Consider the following 14,043-nt stretch of genomic DNA (forward strand, 5'->3'; position numbering starts at 1 on the left):
GAACGTTGTCCTGCGCGCACATGCGGCAAACAGACAGATCTGGGAGGATACAACGGGAGAGGGGAGATGGTGCCCTTGACGTGGATTGAACACGTGGCCTCTCCCTTACCAAGGGAGTGCTCTACCACTGAGCTACAAGGGCGGGTAGATCCTCGGTGGGCGAAGCCCACCTGAGACTCGATTCTTCGCGGCAGAGTTTCCGCCGCAAAAAATTAGTGAGACCGGATCATAGTGCCAAAAGCCTGTTCCGTCAAGACTTCGAGCAACAAAGAGTGTTCGATGCGGCCGTCGATGATGTGCACGGTGTTCACACCCGACTTGGCGGCGTCCAGCGCCGACGAGATTTTCGGCAGCATGCCGCCCGAAATCGTGCCGTCCGCGAACATTTCGTCGATCTCGCGCGCCGACAGGTCGGTCACCAGGTTGCCGGATTTATCTTGCACGCCGGCGATGTTGGTCATCATGATCAGCTTTTCGGCTTTCAGGATTTCCGCGATCTTGCCGGCGACCACGTCGGCGTTGATGTTGTAGGCCTGGCCGTCGTGGCCGAAGCCGATCGGCGAGATGATCGGGATGAAGGCGTCGTCCTGCAGCGCTTTCACGACCGCCGGGTTGATCGCTTCGATTTCGCCAACAAAACCGATGTCCAGGAACTCGCCTGGTTTTTCCTTGTCAGGCATGGCCATGCGGCGTGCGCGGATCAGGCCGCCGTCCTTGCCGGTCAGGCCCACGGCCTGGCCGCCGTAGTGGTTGATCAGCATGACGATGTCCTGCTGCACTTCGCCGCCCAGCACCCACTCCACCACTTCCATGGTTTCTTCGTCGGTGATGCGCATGCCCTGCACGAAGGTGCCCTGCTTGCCGATCTTCTTCAGCGCGTTGTCGATCTGCGGACCGCCGCCGTGCACCACCACCGGGTTCATGCCCACCAGCTTGAGCAGGATGACGTCGCGCGCGAAGCCGTGCTTCAGGCGTTCGTCGGTCATGGCGTTGCCGCCGTATTTGATGACGATGGTCTTGCCGTGGAAATTGCGGATGTACGGAAGCGCCTCCGCCAGGATCTGCGCCTTGATCGCCGGCGAGACACCGGTCAGGTCGCTGTTCTGGTCGTCGGTCTTCAGGCTGGTCAATTGAGCGTTCATGGAGGGTCCGAAATAAATGTCGCGAGATTTTACAGGCAATGCCATAAAAACAGCGTAAACCTTGTGGAAGATCGGTGGCGTTCTGTTGTATTTTATGGCAGCAATCGCTACTGTACTCCTGCCATGACAATCCCGTTGTTCGCCTCAGGTTTCTGCTCCGCTCCACCGCAGGTGGCGCGGTGAGCATCTGCACCCGCTGCGGCGCCGGATTCGGCTGCTCGATGGCCGATGGCGGCAGCGAGCCGTGCTGGTGCACGGCGCTGCCGCCGGCGGTCGCGGTGCCGCTGGATGCGGCCGGCTGCTGGTGTCCGGACTGCCTGCGCGCATACATCGCGGCACATCCCAAGCCGCCGTCCGAACCGGCGTAAGTTCAACGCCGGGTGCGGAAGAAGCGCATCATCTCGCGGCTGGCGTCCGGCCCGCGGCCGTCGGTATAGCTGCCGCGCGCATTGCCGCCGAACCAGGCGTGGCCGGCGCCGTGCACCAGCCAATGTTCCGCATGCAAGATGCCATCGTCGCCGGGATACACGGTGCGCGTGTAGGCATGCCCGTCCGGTACCCGTCCCGGCTCTGCCGTGCCCGCTTGCGCCAGGTGGCGCACCAGTTCGTCGCCGTTGGCCGGATGCACGGTGGTGTCGCGGTCGCCATGGAACACGATGATCGGCAGCGCCCGTCCCGGCGCCTGGGCGCGCCGGAAATCCCCCTTCATCGCCGCCAGCGCCGACGGCAGGTCGTGCGCCGAGGCAAACGGCAGGCCGGAATGCACGCCCACCGCCGCGTACAGGTCCGGGTACAGCGTGCCCATGATGGTCGCCATCGCGCCGCCGGCGGAGAGGCCGGCCACATAGACCTGGCTTGGGTCGACCGCGTGGTGGTCCATGATCTGCAGCGTCATGCCGGCGATGATCGACGGTTCGCCCTGGTCGCGGCGCTGGTCGACCGCGTTGAACCAGTTCCAGCAGCGCGAAGAATTGGCGCTGCCGCTTTGCGCGGGATATAGCACCAGGCAGCCGATTTCGTCGGCCAGCAGGTTCATGCCGGTGCCCTTGGCAAAGTCGTCCGGATCCTGGCCGCAGCCGTGCAGCATGACCACCAGCGGCACCGGCGAACGGGTATAGCTGGCCGGAACGTATAACTTGTAGTCGCGGCGTCCGGCCGCGTTGGCGTAGCTGCCGTCGATGAAGCGGCCGGCCTGTACCGCGCGCGCAGCCGTTGCCGAACTCGCTCCCGCGAACGCCGCATCCGGTGGCGCGGCAAAGTCGCGCATCTGTTGTTGCATCTGGTAGTTGGCTTCGCGCTGGATGGCGCTGACGTTTTGCATTGCCTGCCGTACCGCGGCGCCGGGGCTGACGCGACCGACATTCCAGAGCGAGCGTGTGGCGCTGCGCATTTGCGCAAGCAGTTTCCGATTGATCTTCATCGCTTCTCCTTTTGTGCACTGCACCATCAGCAATGTCGGGGCAAAAGCTTACACGAACCTTGCACGCGTTGCAGGACTGCCCGTCCGGATTCGCCGGCCGTATGCCCGGATGGGCGATAATGCCGCTTCCAGTGCACCTCAGATTCATCACTCGACCACATGGCACCCGAACTGCAATCCCCCGTTCCTTCTCCCTGCATCAACGTGTGCGAGATGGCGCCGGACACCGGCCTGTGCCGCGGCTGCCTGCGCACGATCGACGAGATCGTAGCCTGGGGCGGGGCCAGCGAGGACGAGAAACGCGCGGTGTGGACCGAGATCCACCGGCGCGAAGCCGCCATCGGGTGGGACTGATGGCGGCATGATGCTTTAGAAGCAAAAATCTAGCACGACCGTTCTTTTCCCGGGCTATCATGCCGGCAGAAGATCCGATCAACCGACCATCGAAAGCCCGCTCCATGACGATGCCCACCGCGCTGCAAAACCTGTCCCTTCCCGTCATCGCTTCGCCGATGTTCATCGCCAGCGGTCCCGCGCTGGTGGCGGCCCAGTGCAAGGCCGGCATCGTCGGCTCGTTCCCGGCCCTGAACGCACGTCCGGCCGAGCAGCTCGATGTCTGGCTCACCGACCTGCAGCGCGAGCTGGCCGACTACGCCGCCGCCAATCCGGGCGCCAGGGTCGGCCCGATCGCGGTCAACCAGATCGTGCATCAGTCGAACGACCGGCTGGCGCATGACGTCGAGGTCTGCGTCAAGCACCAGGTGCCGATCATCATCTCGTCGCTGCGCGCGCCGCCGCAGGAGATGCTGGACGCGGTGCATTCGTACGGCGGCATCGTGCTGCACGACGTGGTCTCGATCCGCCACGCCGAGAAGGCGCTGGAAGCGGGCGTGGACGGCCTGATCCTGGTGGCGGCCGGCGCCGGCGGCCACGCGGGCGCGCTGTCGCCGTTCGCGCTGGTGGGCGAGGTGCGCAAGTTCTTCCAGGGCCCGGTCGCGCTGTCCGGTTCGATCGCCACCGGCGACGCGATCCTGGCGGCGCAGGCGATGGGCGCCGACTTCGCCTACATCGGTTCGCGCTGGCTGGCCACGCAGGAGTCGAACGTCAGCGACGGCTACCGCGAGGCGATCGTCGAATCGAACGCGGCGGACGTGGTGTACACCAACCTGTTCACCGGCGTGCACGGCAACTACCTGAAGAAATCGATCGTGGCGGCGGGGCTGGATCCGGACAACCTGCCGCAGTCGGACAAGAGCAAGATGAGCTTCGGCTCGGGTTCGGCCAAGGCCTGGCGCGACATCTGGGGCGCGGGGCAGGGCGTGGGGCTGATGAACGACGTGCCGACGGTGGCGCAGATGGTCGAGCGCTTGACGCAGGAATACGCGGCGGCGCGCGCGCGGCTGGCGCTGTAAGACAGCGTTCGATTGCGCGGTGGCGCCTCGCACCACCGCGCAAAACGCTTTATTCGTCGCGCTTCAAATCCTCGGGCCGGATCGTCCACAGGCCCGGCAGGTTGCGCCAGTACCCATACACGTCCATCCCGAACCCGACCACGAACTGGTTCGGCAGCGACAATCCTACCAGGTCGGCCTGGATCGGCTTCTTGCGCCCCAGGTCCTTGTCCGCGAACACCGCGATGATCACTTCCGCCGCGCCCATGTCGAGCAGGCGCTGCTTCACGTGGGCCAGGGTCTCGCCTTCGTCCAGGATGTCGTCGACCAGGATGATGATGCGCCCCGCCACGTTCTGGCGCGGCACCACTTTCCACACCAGCTCACCGCCGCGGTCTTCGTCGCCGTAGCGGCTGACGTGGATGTAGTCGAAGTCGAGCGGGAACGACAGTTGCGGCAGCAGATGGCCGGTGAACACCACCGCGCCGCCCATCACCCCCAGCACCAGCGGGAATTCGGTGGAGTCGGCGGCGCCGAAGCGGGCGTTGAGACTGTCGGCGACGCGTGTCACGGCGTCTTGTACTCCCTTGGGATCGACGATCTGGGTGGCGTTGGCCAGCAGCGCGCGGGCGCGCTCGTGATGGAAATCGTGCATGGGGCTTGAAAGGCAGTTGATTGCCAGGCCATTATGCGTCATCCCCGGACAAGGCCGCGTCCCGTTGCCGCGGCTTGTGCTGATACGCGTGATGTCATGGCGCAATGATCGAACGCGCCACAGGCGGGCATTGCGGCGTATCATACGTGGCTTGGAAAACTCAGCGAAGCACCAGGCCATGCCCAATCACGATCTCCAGACCGCCCGCACCAACCGCCTCGCGCAGCTGCGCGCCGCCATGGCGCAGCACGGCGTCGACGCCGTCATCGTCCCGTCGAGCGACCCGCACCTGTCGGAATACCTGCCCGGCCACTGGAAGGGCCGCGAATGGCTGTCCGACTTCACCGGCTCGGTCGGCACCTTCATCGCCACCTTTGACTTCGCCGGCGTCTGGACCGATGGCCGCTACTGGACCCAGGCCGAGAGCGAACTGGCCGGCTCCGAGATCGCGCTGATGAAGATCCCGGGCGCGGCCAGCATGTTGCACGTGGACTGGCTGGCCGCCAACCTGGCCGTCGGCCAGACCGTGGCGGTCGATGCGCGCGTGCTGGGCCTGGCCGGCGCGCGCCTGCTGGAGACTGCCCTCAAGGCCAAAGGCGTGGTGCTGCGCACCGACATCGATGTGCTGGACGCAGTCTGGAGCGAGCGTCCTGCGCTGCCGGCGGACGCCATCTTCGAACACCTGCCGCCGTTCGCCAGCGTGACCCGCGCCGACAAGCTGGCCGCCACCCGCGCCGCGATGGAAGCGCACGGCGCCGGCTTTCACTTCATCTCGACGCTCGACGATATCGCTTACCTGTTCAACCTGCGCGGCGCCGACGTCAGCTTCAACCCGGTGTTCCTGGCGCATGCGCTGATCGGCCGCGCCGACGCCACCCTGTTCGTCGGCGAAGGAAAAGTACCCGAGGATGTGCGCGCACGCCTCGAAGCCGACGGTGTGCACCTGGCGCCGTACGCCAACGCCGTGCATGCGCTGCAGTCGCTGCCCGACGGCGCCACGCTGCTGGTCGATCCACGCCGCATCACCGCCGGCATGCGCGCCGCCGTGCCGTACGGCGTGAACGTGGTCGAGGCGATCAACCCGACCACTTTCGCCAAGTCGAAAAAGCTCGACAGCGAAGCGGTCAACGTGCGCGCCACGATGGAGCAGGACGGCGCCGCGCTGTGCGCATTCTTCGCGGAGCTCGAGCCGCTGCTGCTTGATGCCCAGCGCCAGCCAATCAACGAAGTCGACATCGACACCCGCATCACCGCGGCCCGTGCGCGCCGCCCGAATTTCATCAGCCCGAGCTTCTCGACCATCGCCGGCTTCAACAGTAATGGCGCGATCATGCACTACCGCGCCGTGCCCGAAGGCTGCGCCATCATTGAAGGCGATGGCCTGCTCTTGATCGACTCGGGCGGCCAGTACCTGGGCGGCACCACCGACATCACGCGCGTGATCCCGGTCGGCACGCCGAGCGACGCGCAGAAGCGCGACTACACGCTGGTCTTGAGGGGCCTGATCAACCTGTCGGCCACGCGCTTCCCGCGCGGCACCCGCGCGCCGCTGCTGGACGCGATCGCGCGCGCCCCGATCTGGGCCGCCGGCATCGACTATGGCCACGGCACCGGCCACGGCGTCGGCTACTTCCTGAACGTGCACGAAGGCCCGCAGACCATCTCGCCGGCGGTGCCGCCGGATCCGCACACCGCGATGGAGCCGGGCATGATCACCTCGATCGAGCCGGGCATCTATCGTCCTGGCCGCTGGGGCATCCGCATCGAAAACCTGGTGCTCAACGAATCGGCGGAGACGACCGAATTCGGCGAGTACCTGGCCTTCGAGACGCTGACCCTGTGCCCGATCGACACCCGCCCGATCGACAAGTCGCTGCTGCGCGCGGACGAAATCGCGTGGCTCAACGACTACCACGCCACCGTGCGTGCGCGCCTGACACCGCACGTCGAGGGCGCCGCCTTCGAATGGCTGATGCTGCGCACGGAGGCGATCTGATATGGCCAGCTCGCGTTCCACCCGCGCAAGCAGCGCCGTCGAGCGCCTGAAACGCCGCACCGGCAACGCCCTGTGGTCGATGGCGCGCACCGGCGACGGCCTGTTCTTCCTGTCCGAAGCGCCGGGCAGCCCGGCCCTCTGTGCGCCGCTCGAACTGGACGACTTCGTCGCCTTCGTGAACGGCCTCGGTCCGCAGGAAGTGCAGCGCATCAGCAAGCACGATGCGGCCTTCGAAAAGCAGCTGGTGCGCAAGAAGCCGTGATCGCACCATGAAGCATGACTGGCCGCGCGCATGAGCGAACTTGACCTGATTGCGAGGTACTGGTCGCCGCGCGAGCTGTTCACCAATGGGCTGATCCTGCTGCACCTGGGCGGCGCGCTGGCGCTCGGCCTGCTGGTCGGCTATGAGCGGGCGTACCACGGCCGCGCGGCCGGCATGCGCACCTATGGCCTGGTGTGCATGGCCTCGTGCGCGCTGACCATCCTGGCCGGCTATCCCGACTCCTGGTACGGCGGCCACGTGAGCATGCTGGCGCCGATCGACCCGACCCGCATCATCCAGGGCGTGGTCACCGGCATCGGCTTCCTCGGCGCCGGCGTGATCATGCGCGAAGGCTTCAACATCAGCGGGCTGACCACGGCGGCCTCGATCTGGGCCTCGTCCGCGATCGGCGTGTTGATCGGCGTCGGCTTCTACCTGGCGGCGATGGGCCTCGCCTTTCTGTCGGCGATGATCATGATCTACCTGAACCGGCTCGAGACCTTCCTGCCGTCGCGCCATGCGGTGGCGGTGCGGATGCGTTTCAAGGGCGGCTTCCTGCCGCGCGAAGAAGCGATCCGGCGCGTGGCGCTCGAGCGCGGCTACGAGATCGCCGGCAGCTCGCTGACCATCAGCAGCGACGATGGACGCCAGGAATGGCGCTTCGTGGCGCTGGCGCTGTCGCGCAAGAACGGCGCCTCGCTGTCGACCCTGGCCGGCGAACTGGCCGCCTTCGACGGCGTCGAGGCGTTCCAGCTTTCGCACGCGCGCAACTGAAGCCGCGCCACGCGACCACACGACACAATAACAATCCAACGGGGTAATCCATGGATGCTCAAGAAGTACTCGATTTCTGGTTCCTGCCAACGACTGACGCCGGCTACGGCAAGCAGCGCATGGAATGGTTCCGCAAGGACGACGGTTTCGACGCCGCGATCCGGACCCGCTTCGGCGCGGCGATCGGCCAAGCCGCGGCGGGCGGCCTGCGCGAATGGGACGAACAAGGTCCGCGCGGGGTGCTGGCGCGCATCCTGGTGCTCGACCAGTTCACCCGCAATGCCCATCGCGGCACGCCGGAATCGTTCGCCGGCGACCCGCTGGCGCTCGCCGCGGCGCGCCAGCTGGTCGACAGCGGCGCCCACCTGGCCTTGAGCCCGGTCGAGCGCCAGTTCGTCTACATGCCGTTCGAGCACGCGGAAGACGCACGCATGCAGGAGCGCGCGGTGGAACTGTTCACCGAGCTGGCGGCCAGCCACGAAGGCTTCAACGAGGCGCTCGACTATGCGCACCGCCACCGCGGCGTGATCGCGCGCTTCGGCCGCTTCCCGCACCGTAACCCGATCCTGGGCCGCGCCTCGACGCCGGAAGAGCAGGACTACCTGAGCCAGCCGGGCGCGGGGTTCTGATGGCATCGAGTCTGAACCTGGTCGGCGCCGGCCACGTCGGCCGCGTGCTGGGGCGCCTGTTCGCGCAGCACGGCGTGTTCGCGCTGCACGACGTGCTGACCCGCTCGCAGTCCAGCGCCCATGCGGCGATCGGCTTCATCGGCGCCGGCCGTGCTGCCGGCAGTGTCGCCGCGATGCGTCCGGCGCGCGTGTGGCTGCTGGCGGTGAGCGACGACCAGATCGCGCCTGCGTGCGCGGCGCTGGCCGAAGCGCATGACCTGCAGGGCGCGGTGGTGCTCCACTGCAGCGGCGCCAGGGCTTCAAACGAACTGCAGGCGGCGCGTGCGCGCGGTGCGCTGGTGGCCAGCGTGCACCCGGTCCGCAGTTTCGCCGACCCGGACGCGGTGGCGCGCGACTTCGGCGGCACCTACTGCGGCATCGAAGGCGACGCCGAGGCGCTGGCGCTGCTCATCCCCGCCTTCGAGGCGATCGGGGCGCGCACGGTGGCGATCGACGCCGCCGCCAAGACGGTCTATCACGCGGCCGCCGTGTTCGCGTCGAACTACCTGGTCACGGTGCTCGACGCCGCGCTGCGCGCCTACCAGGCGGCCGGCGTGCCGGAAGACGTGGCGCGCGAACTGGCGCGCCCGCTCGCCAGCGAAAGCATGGCCAACGTGTTCCGCCTCGGTCCCGCGGCGGCGCTGAGCGGCCCGGTGGCGCGCGGCGACATGGCGACCGTGGCGCGCCAGCAGGACGCGCTGGCGGCCTGGGATGCGCCCACCGGCGCGCTGTACGCGGCGCTGGTGCCGCCGACCGAGGACCTGGCGCGGCGTAAACGCGCGGGCAATTGAGCCCTGGGCTGTCACTGGAGACGCCGGCTGGCATTCTTATTGGGATAAGGAAACGATATGCTGTTGACGGCGTGGACCACCCTGGCGGTACTGGGCGTGTATTTCTGGACCTGGGGCATGGCGGCGCGCGCACGCATTGTGCACCGGGTGCCGGCGCCCTCGATGGAGGGGCCGGAAGGTTTCCTGCGCGCGCACCGGGTGCAGATGAACACGCTCGAGATGCTGCCGTTGGTGCTGGTGCCGTTGTGGCTGTGCGCCATGTTCACCGGCGACCTGTGGGCGGCGGGTGGCGGACTGGTGTGGTGCGTGGCGCGCATCATGTATGCGCTGGGCTATTACCGCGACCCGGCACAGCGCGAAAAAGGCTTCATTTTGGGCATGCTCGCTTGCGCAATGTTAATTGGCGCCACAATGTGTGGTCTATTGGTGCGATAACTCGAAGAAACTGCAGACAATCATCGACAAAGTTCCCGTATGGAAATAAGCTTGAGGGCTGACCAACCAACAAGCATATCGCGCATGGCCCCGAGGGTTACCCGCGCGACAGGAGAACGACATGTTGTTTCTGAAAAGCACGAGTGTGACCAAGGCCCCCGGGGTCTATGAAGTCGACGTCGCGGCCAAACCGCCCGGCAAGACCTTCGGCGTGTTCCTGGCCACCGACCCGGACAATCCACCACACGCCCTGCTCGCCGGCCTGGCCGAACTGGGCTTCGCCACTATCCACCAACAAAGCTATGTCCACCGCGACAAGGGCAAGGTACTCGACCTGCACTTCCAGAAAGACGGCACCGACATGTTCAAGGGCTGGAAAGCGGAAGAATGCAGCGCCAACCTGGCGGCAATCGATTCGCTGTTCGGCAATGTCGGCATCAAGGTCGAGCCGCGTGTGATGAGCCTGGCGGAAGCCTACGCCTGATCCACCGCCACGGTTGAAAGCCTGAGCGGCCGATCTCGTCGAACCACGTCGGTTCACGATAAGTCGTACCATGAGAACGTCGTTCCCGCGAAAGCAGGAGCGACGTTTTGTCGTTCACGGATTTCGTTATCGGAAGCATCTTGGATCTATTCGCCATAGACACCTCTCTGACGCCCATCCCTCTCGAGGACGGCGAACTGGCCTGGCTGGCACAACTCCCGCTCCCCTGGTCCAACGCCGACGTCATGGCGCGCCTGATGCAGGAAACCGACTGGCGCGAAGAAACCATCGTCGTCTACGGCAAGCGCCACCTGCAGCCGCGCCTGAGCGCGTGGTATGGCGACGCCGCGTATACCTATTCCGGCTTGCGCCTTGACCCGGCGCCATTCACGCCGCTGCTGGAAACCCTGCGCACGGCAGTCCAGGACGCTACCGGCCACCGTTTCAACAGCGTCTTGCTGAACCTGTATCGCAACGAACGCGACAGCATGGGCATGCATAGCGACGACGAACCCGAGCTTGGTCCCGCACCGGTGATCGCGTCGCTCAGTTTCGGCGCCGCCCGCACTTTCATCCTGAAGCATAAACACAAAAAAAAAACAGTCCGCCTGGCGCTTACCGATGGCAGTCTGTTGTTGATGTCAGGCTCTACGCAGAGATATTGGTTGCATGGGGTAAATAAAACAACGCGACCGTTACAAGCTCGCCTCAACCTAACTTTCAGGAAAATCGGCTAAAACACGTTTAATTCCTACCATTGCGCTGACAATTTAAGTAACTGACGGGTCAGTAAGTTACACTTTATTACAGTTCTTACCGAATCGGCACGGACTTGCGCTTTTGGCAGTGCTATCTTGGTCACATCGCGATTCGTTGGGAATTGCGAACCAGTTGAACAAGAAGAGGAACATTGAGATGAAAAAGCTGATCATTGCACTGCTCGCAACCACCGCCGCCGTGTCGGCTGTCCAAGCCCAGGAAATCGCACCGCGCGCCTACGTTGGCGTCGGCGTCGTGGGTACCGACTATGAAGACGGCATGCGCGCTGGCGCAACCAACACCGACATCGACACCTACAAGGCGTCCGGCAAGATCTTCGGCGGTTACGAGTTCAATCGTAACTGGGGCGTCGAGATCGGCCACACCGACTTCCGTAGCGCCGACATCCACTACAACTTCGCCGGCGCACCGGGCAATGGCCAGATCAAGGGCCGCTCGAGCTACGTCGCCGCCAAGTTCAGCACCCCTCTGAACGAGCAGGTCGTGGGCTACGCCAAGCTGGGCGCTGCGCACAACAAGAACGAACTGTCGGCGATCAACGCTTCGCTGAGCCAGCGTGAAAGCGACAACACCGCCTACGGCGCCCTGGGCGTGCAGTACAACATCAACCAGGACGTGTCGGTGATCGCCGAATACGAACGTTACGGCAAGAACCGTGACTTCGGCGTCAGCCCGAACAACTTCACCATCGGCGCAAAGTACGCTTTCTAAGCTGAATGCGTAAGGCCGGGCTCGTCGTAGCCCGGTCCTTCACTACGTCATCCCCGCCTGCGCGGGGATGACGTTTTTGGGCTATCAGAATGAAAAACGCCGGCATCTTGCCGGCATTGATCGCGTACTCCGGTCCTCTTCACAGCCGCGCCAGCACCTGCTCCTGTGGCCGCGCCACCCACGGCGGCACGATCAGGCTCGGCGCCGGCATGTCGTGCCCGGCCGAGACGAAGCGGTGCAGCGACGACCAGGGCCAGTCGCGCGCTTCGCGGCAATGGCCGTGGCGCACGGCGTCGGTGTGCACGTAGTCGACCAGGGCGGCGTAATCGTCGTCGTCGCCGACGCGGTAGTGGCGGTAGTGGCGTTCCCATACGGCGCCGTCGTCCACCTCGGGGCGGCCGGTCTTGCGCAGCGCCTTGGAAAACGCGATCTTCACCGCGCGCCAGCGGCTGGAACAGTCGTGGTCGCCCGGCGGCAGGGTCCAGATCGCATGGGCATGGTCGGGCATGACGGCCCAGGCATCGACGTGGAAGGGGCGGCGCGTGCGCGCCAGCCGCATCGCTTCGCCGAATGCGGAAATGTGTTCGGTCAACAGGGTGCTGCCGCGATCGAGCAGGCGCACCGTGAAGAAAAACGTCCCACCCGGGACACGGTTATGACAGTAATCTGGCATGGTCTGGTCAGCACCACGTCCGCACGGCGGCCGTGGTCGACAAACTTCCGGTAGTCCTCATCCACAAAGATTCTACACACGAAGTTGGCGTCACCATGATTCGTTTCCGCAAATAAAAAAGCCCGCCAGATGGCGGGCTTTCCTTTACGAAACAAGCACTTGGCAACGATGCCTTGCGCCCGCCGGCATGGCTCAGGTGGTCAGCGGCTTGTAGCGGATACGCTTCGGCTTGGCGCCTTCTTCGCCCAGGCGCTTCTTCTTGTCGGCTTCGTATTCCTGGTAGTTACCGTCGAAGAAGGTGACTTGCGATTCGCCTTCGAATGCCAGGATGTGGGTCGCGATGCGGTCCAGGAACCAGCGGTCGTGCGAGATCACCATCACGCTGCCGGCGAACTCCAGCAGCGCGTCTTCCAGCGCGCGCAGGGTTTCCACGTCCAGGTCGTTCGACGGTTCGTCCAGCAGCAGCACGTTGCCGCCTTGCAGCAGGGTCTTGGCCAGGTGCAGACGGCCGCGTTCGCCGCCCGACAGGTTGCCGACCACTTTCTGCTGGTCCGAACCCTTGAAGTTGAAGCGGCCCAGGTAGGCGCGCGACGGCATCTCGAAGCGGCCGACGCTGAGCATGTCGGCGCCGCCCGAGACGTCTTCGAACACGGTCTTGCTGTTGGCCAGCTCGTCGCGGTTCTGGTCGACCAGCGAGACCTTGGCGGTCTTGCCGATCACGACTTCGCCGCTGTCCGGCTGTTCTTTGCCGGCGATCATCTTGAACAGGGTCGACTTACCGGCGCCGTTGGGGCCGATGATGCCGACGATCGCGCCCGGCGGCACGGTGAACGACAGGTTGTCGATCAGGAGGCGGTCGCCGAAGGCCTTCGAAACGTTCTTGAACTCGATGACTTCGTTGCCCAGGCGCTCGGCCACCGGGATGAAGATTTCCTGGGTCTCGTTACGCTTCTGGTATTCGAATTCGCTCAGCTCGTTGAAGCGGGCCAGGCGGGCCTTCGACTTGGCCTGGCGTGCCTTCGGATTCTGGCGCGACCACTCGAGTTCTTTCTGCAGCGCTTTCTGGCGCGCCGATTCGGTGGCTTCTTCCTGCTTCAGGCGCGCCTGCTTCTGGTCCAGCCAGGACGAGTAGTTGCCCTTCCATGGAATGCCGTGGCCGCGGTCCAGTTCCAGGATCCATTCGGCGGCGTTGTCGAGGAAGTAGCGGTCGTGGGTGATGCCGACCACGGTGCCCGGGAAGCGCAGCAGGAATTGCTCCAGCCACTCGACCGATTCGGCGTCCAGGTGGTTGGTCGGTTCATCGAGCAGCAGCATGTCGGGCTTGCTCAGCAGCAGCTTGCACAGCGCCACGCGGCGCTTCTCGCCGCCCGACAGCACGCCGATCTTCTGGTCCCACGGCGGCAGGCGCAGCGCGTCGGCCGCCATTTCCATCTGCAGGTTCAGGTTGCCGCCGTCGGCCGCGGCGATGATCGATTCCAGGCGCTCCTGTTCCTTGGCCAGGGCGTCGAAGTCGGCGTCTTCCTCGGCGTAGGCCGCGTACACGGCTTCCAGCTTGGCTTGCGCGTCGAAGGCTTCGCCCAGGCCGCTTTCCACTTCCTGGCGCACGGTTTTTTCAGGATCGAGCTGCGGTTCCTGCGGCAGGTAGCCGATGTTCAGGTTCGGCATCGGGCGCGCTTCGCCCTGGATGTCGGTGTCGATGCCGGCCATGATCTTGAGCAGGGTCGACTTGCCCGAGCCGTTCAGGCCCAGCACGCCGATCTTCGCGCCCGGGAAGAAGGACAGCGAAATATCTTTGAGGATCTGGCGTTTCGGTGGGACGATTTTGCCCACGCGATTCATGGTATAGACGTAATTGGCCATG

At 65.1% G+C, this 14,043-nt stretch carries 17 protein-coding genes and 1 tRNA gene; 12 read left to right on the forward strand and 6 right to left on the reverse strand.

Annotation, left to right across the window (positions count from 1 at the left end; translation table 11 throughout):
* Positions 1-67: 67 nt before the first annotated feature.
* Both QPK27_RS08985 and argB read right to left on the reverse strand, forming a co-directional pair.
* Positions 68-142, reverse strand: a tRNA-Thr gene (locus QPK27_RS08985).
* Positions 143-212: 70 nt separating this feature from the next.
* The gene (gene argB / locus QPK27_RS08990) at positions 213-1,142 is read right to left on the reverse strand and encodes an acetylglutamate kinase (RefSeq protein WP_290417877.1); all 930 of its coding nucleotides are present in this window, start codon (positions 1,140-1,142) and stop codon (positions 213-215) included.
* A gap of 179 nt (positions 1,143-1,321) precedes the next feature.
* On the opposite strand from argB, the gene QPK27_RS08995 reads away from it, so the two are divergent.
* On the forward strand, positions 1,322-1,510 hold the full coding sequence (locus tag QPK27_RS08995; protein WP_290417878.1) for a cysteine-rich CWC family protein: 189 nt from the start codon (positions 1,322-1,324) through the stop codon (positions 1,508-1,510).
* Positions 1,511-1,512: 2 nt separating this feature from the next.
* Here QPK27_RS08995 and QPK27_RS09000 read toward each other — a convergent pair whose 3' ends face one another.
* Positions 1,513-2,562: a PHB depolymerase family esterase gene (locus QPK27_RS09000; protein ID WP_290417879.1), complete on the reverse strand. Its 1,050-nt coding sequence runs from the start codon at positions 2,560-2,562 to the stop codon at positions 1,513-1,515.
* A gap of 159 nt (positions 2,563-2,721) precedes the next feature.
* Here QPK27_RS09000 and QPK27_RS09005 point away from each other — a divergent pair, with 159 nt between their 5' ends.
* A complete protein-coding gene (locus QPK27_RS09005; protein WP_290417880.1) occupies positions 2,722-2,916 on the forward strand; it encodes a DUF1289 domain-containing protein in 195 nt (64 codons plus the stop codon).
* A 104-nt stretch (positions 2,917-3,020) separates the two neighbouring features.
* Entirely contained in the window at positions 3,021-3,974 is a 954-nt protein-coding gene (locus QPK27_RS09010; RefSeq protein WP_290417881.1) for a nitronate monooxygenase family protein, read from the forward strand.
* A 49-nt stretch (positions 3,975-4,023) separates the two neighbouring features.
* On the opposite strand, the gene QPK27_RS09015 is transcribed toward QPK27_RS09010, so the two are convergent.
* Positions 4,024-4,608 (reverse strand): hypoxanthine-guanine phosphoribosyltransferase, encoded by a 585-nt coding sequence (locus QPK27_RS09015; RefSeq protein WP_290417882.1) that lies wholly within the window; start codon positions 4,606-4,608, stop codon positions 4,024-4,026.
* A gap of 178 nt (positions 4,609-4,786) precedes the next feature.
* On the opposite strand from QPK27_RS09015, the gene QPK27_RS09020 reads away from it, so the two are divergent.
* The 9 genes from QPK27_RS09020 to QPK27_RS09060 all read left to right on the forward strand — a co-directional run bounded on the left by QPK27_RS09020 (position 4,787) and on the right by QPK27_RS09060 (position 11,509).
* A complete protein-coding gene (locus QPK27_RS09020; protein ID WP_290417883.1) occupies positions 4,787-6,604 on the forward strand; it encodes an aminopeptidase P family protein in 1,818 nt (605 codons plus the stop codon).
* A gap of 1 nt (position 6,605) precedes the next feature.
* Complete coding sequence (locus tag QPK27_RS09025) at positions 6,606-6,866, forward strand: hypothetical protein (RefSeq protein WP_290417884.1); 261 nt, start codon at positions 6,606-6,608, stop codon at positions 6,864-6,866.
* Between the two features lie 30 nt (positions 6,867-6,896).
* Positions 6,897-7,640: an MgtC/SapB family protein gene (locus QPK27_RS09030; RefSeq protein WP_290417885.1), complete on the forward strand. Its 744-nt coding sequence runs from the start codon at positions 6,897-6,899 to the stop codon at positions 7,638-7,640.
* A gap of 50 nt (positions 7,641-7,690) precedes the next feature.
* Positions 7,691-8,269 (forward strand): DUF924 family protein, encoded by a 579-nt coding sequence (locus tag QPK27_RS09035; RefSeq protein WP_290417886.1) that lies wholly within the window; start codon positions 7,691-7,693, stop codon positions 8,267-8,269.
* The gene (locus tag QPK27_RS09040) at positions 8,269-9,099 is read left to right on the forward strand and encodes a Rossmann-like and DUF2520 domain-containing protein (protein ID WP_290417887.1); all 831 of its coding nucleotides are present in this window, start codon (positions 8,269-8,271) and stop codon (positions 9,097-9,099) included. Before QPK27_RS09035 ends, QPK27_RS09040 begins: the two co-directional genes overlap by 1 nt.
* Positions 9,100-9,156: 57 nt before the next feature.
* Positions 9,157-9,534 carry an MAPEG family protein gene (locus QPK27_RS09045; protein ID WP_290417888.1) on the forward strand — a complete coding sequence of 126 codons (378 nt, stop codon included), beginning with the start codon at positions 9,157-9,159 and terminating at the stop codon, positions 9,532-9,534.
* A gap of 121 nt (positions 9,535-9,655) precedes the next feature.
* Positions 9,656-10,018: a hypothetical protein gene (locus QPK27_RS09050; protein WP_290417889.1), complete on the forward strand. Its 363-nt coding sequence runs from the start codon at positions 9,656-9,658 to the stop codon at positions 10,016-10,018.
* Positions 10,019-10,158: 140 nt separating this feature from the next.
* Positions 10,159-10,755 carry an alpha-ketoglutarate-dependent dioxygenase AlkB gene (locus tag QPK27_RS09055; protein ID WP_290417890.1) on the forward strand — a complete coding sequence of 199 codons (597 nt, stop codon included), beginning with the start codon at positions 10,159-10,161 and terminating at the stop codon, positions 10,753-10,755.
* A gap of 178 nt (positions 10,756-10,933) precedes the next feature.
* Positions 10,934-11,509 carry a porin family protein gene (locus tag QPK27_RS09060; RefSeq protein ID WP_290417891.1) on the forward strand — a complete coding sequence of 192 codons (576 nt, stop codon included), beginning with the start codon at positions 10,934-10,936 and terminating at the stop codon, positions 11,507-11,509.
* Positions 11,510-11,648: 139 nt separating this feature from the next.
* On the opposite strand, the gene QPK27_RS09065 is transcribed toward QPK27_RS09060, so the two are convergent.
* Both QPK27_RS09065 and ettA read right to left on the reverse strand, forming a co-directional pair.
* A complete protein-coding gene (locus tag QPK27_RS09065; protein ID WP_290417892.1) occupies positions 11,649-12,182 on the reverse strand; it encodes a transposase in 534 nt (177 codons plus the stop codon).
* Between the two features lie 192 nt (positions 12,183-12,374).
* Positions 12,375-14,042, reverse strand: coding sequence for an energy-dependent translational throttle protein EttA (gene ettA / locus QPK27_RS09070; RefSeq protein WP_290417893.1), 1,668 nt, complete (start codon positions 14,040-14,042; stop codon positions 12,375-12,377).
* Between the last annotated feature and the right edge of the window lies 1 nt (position 14,043).

Source organism: Massilia sp. YIM B02443 (assembly GCF_030411955.1).
GTDB lineage: Bacteria > Pseudomonadota > Gammaproteobacteria > Burkholderiales > Burkholderiaceae_D > Telluria.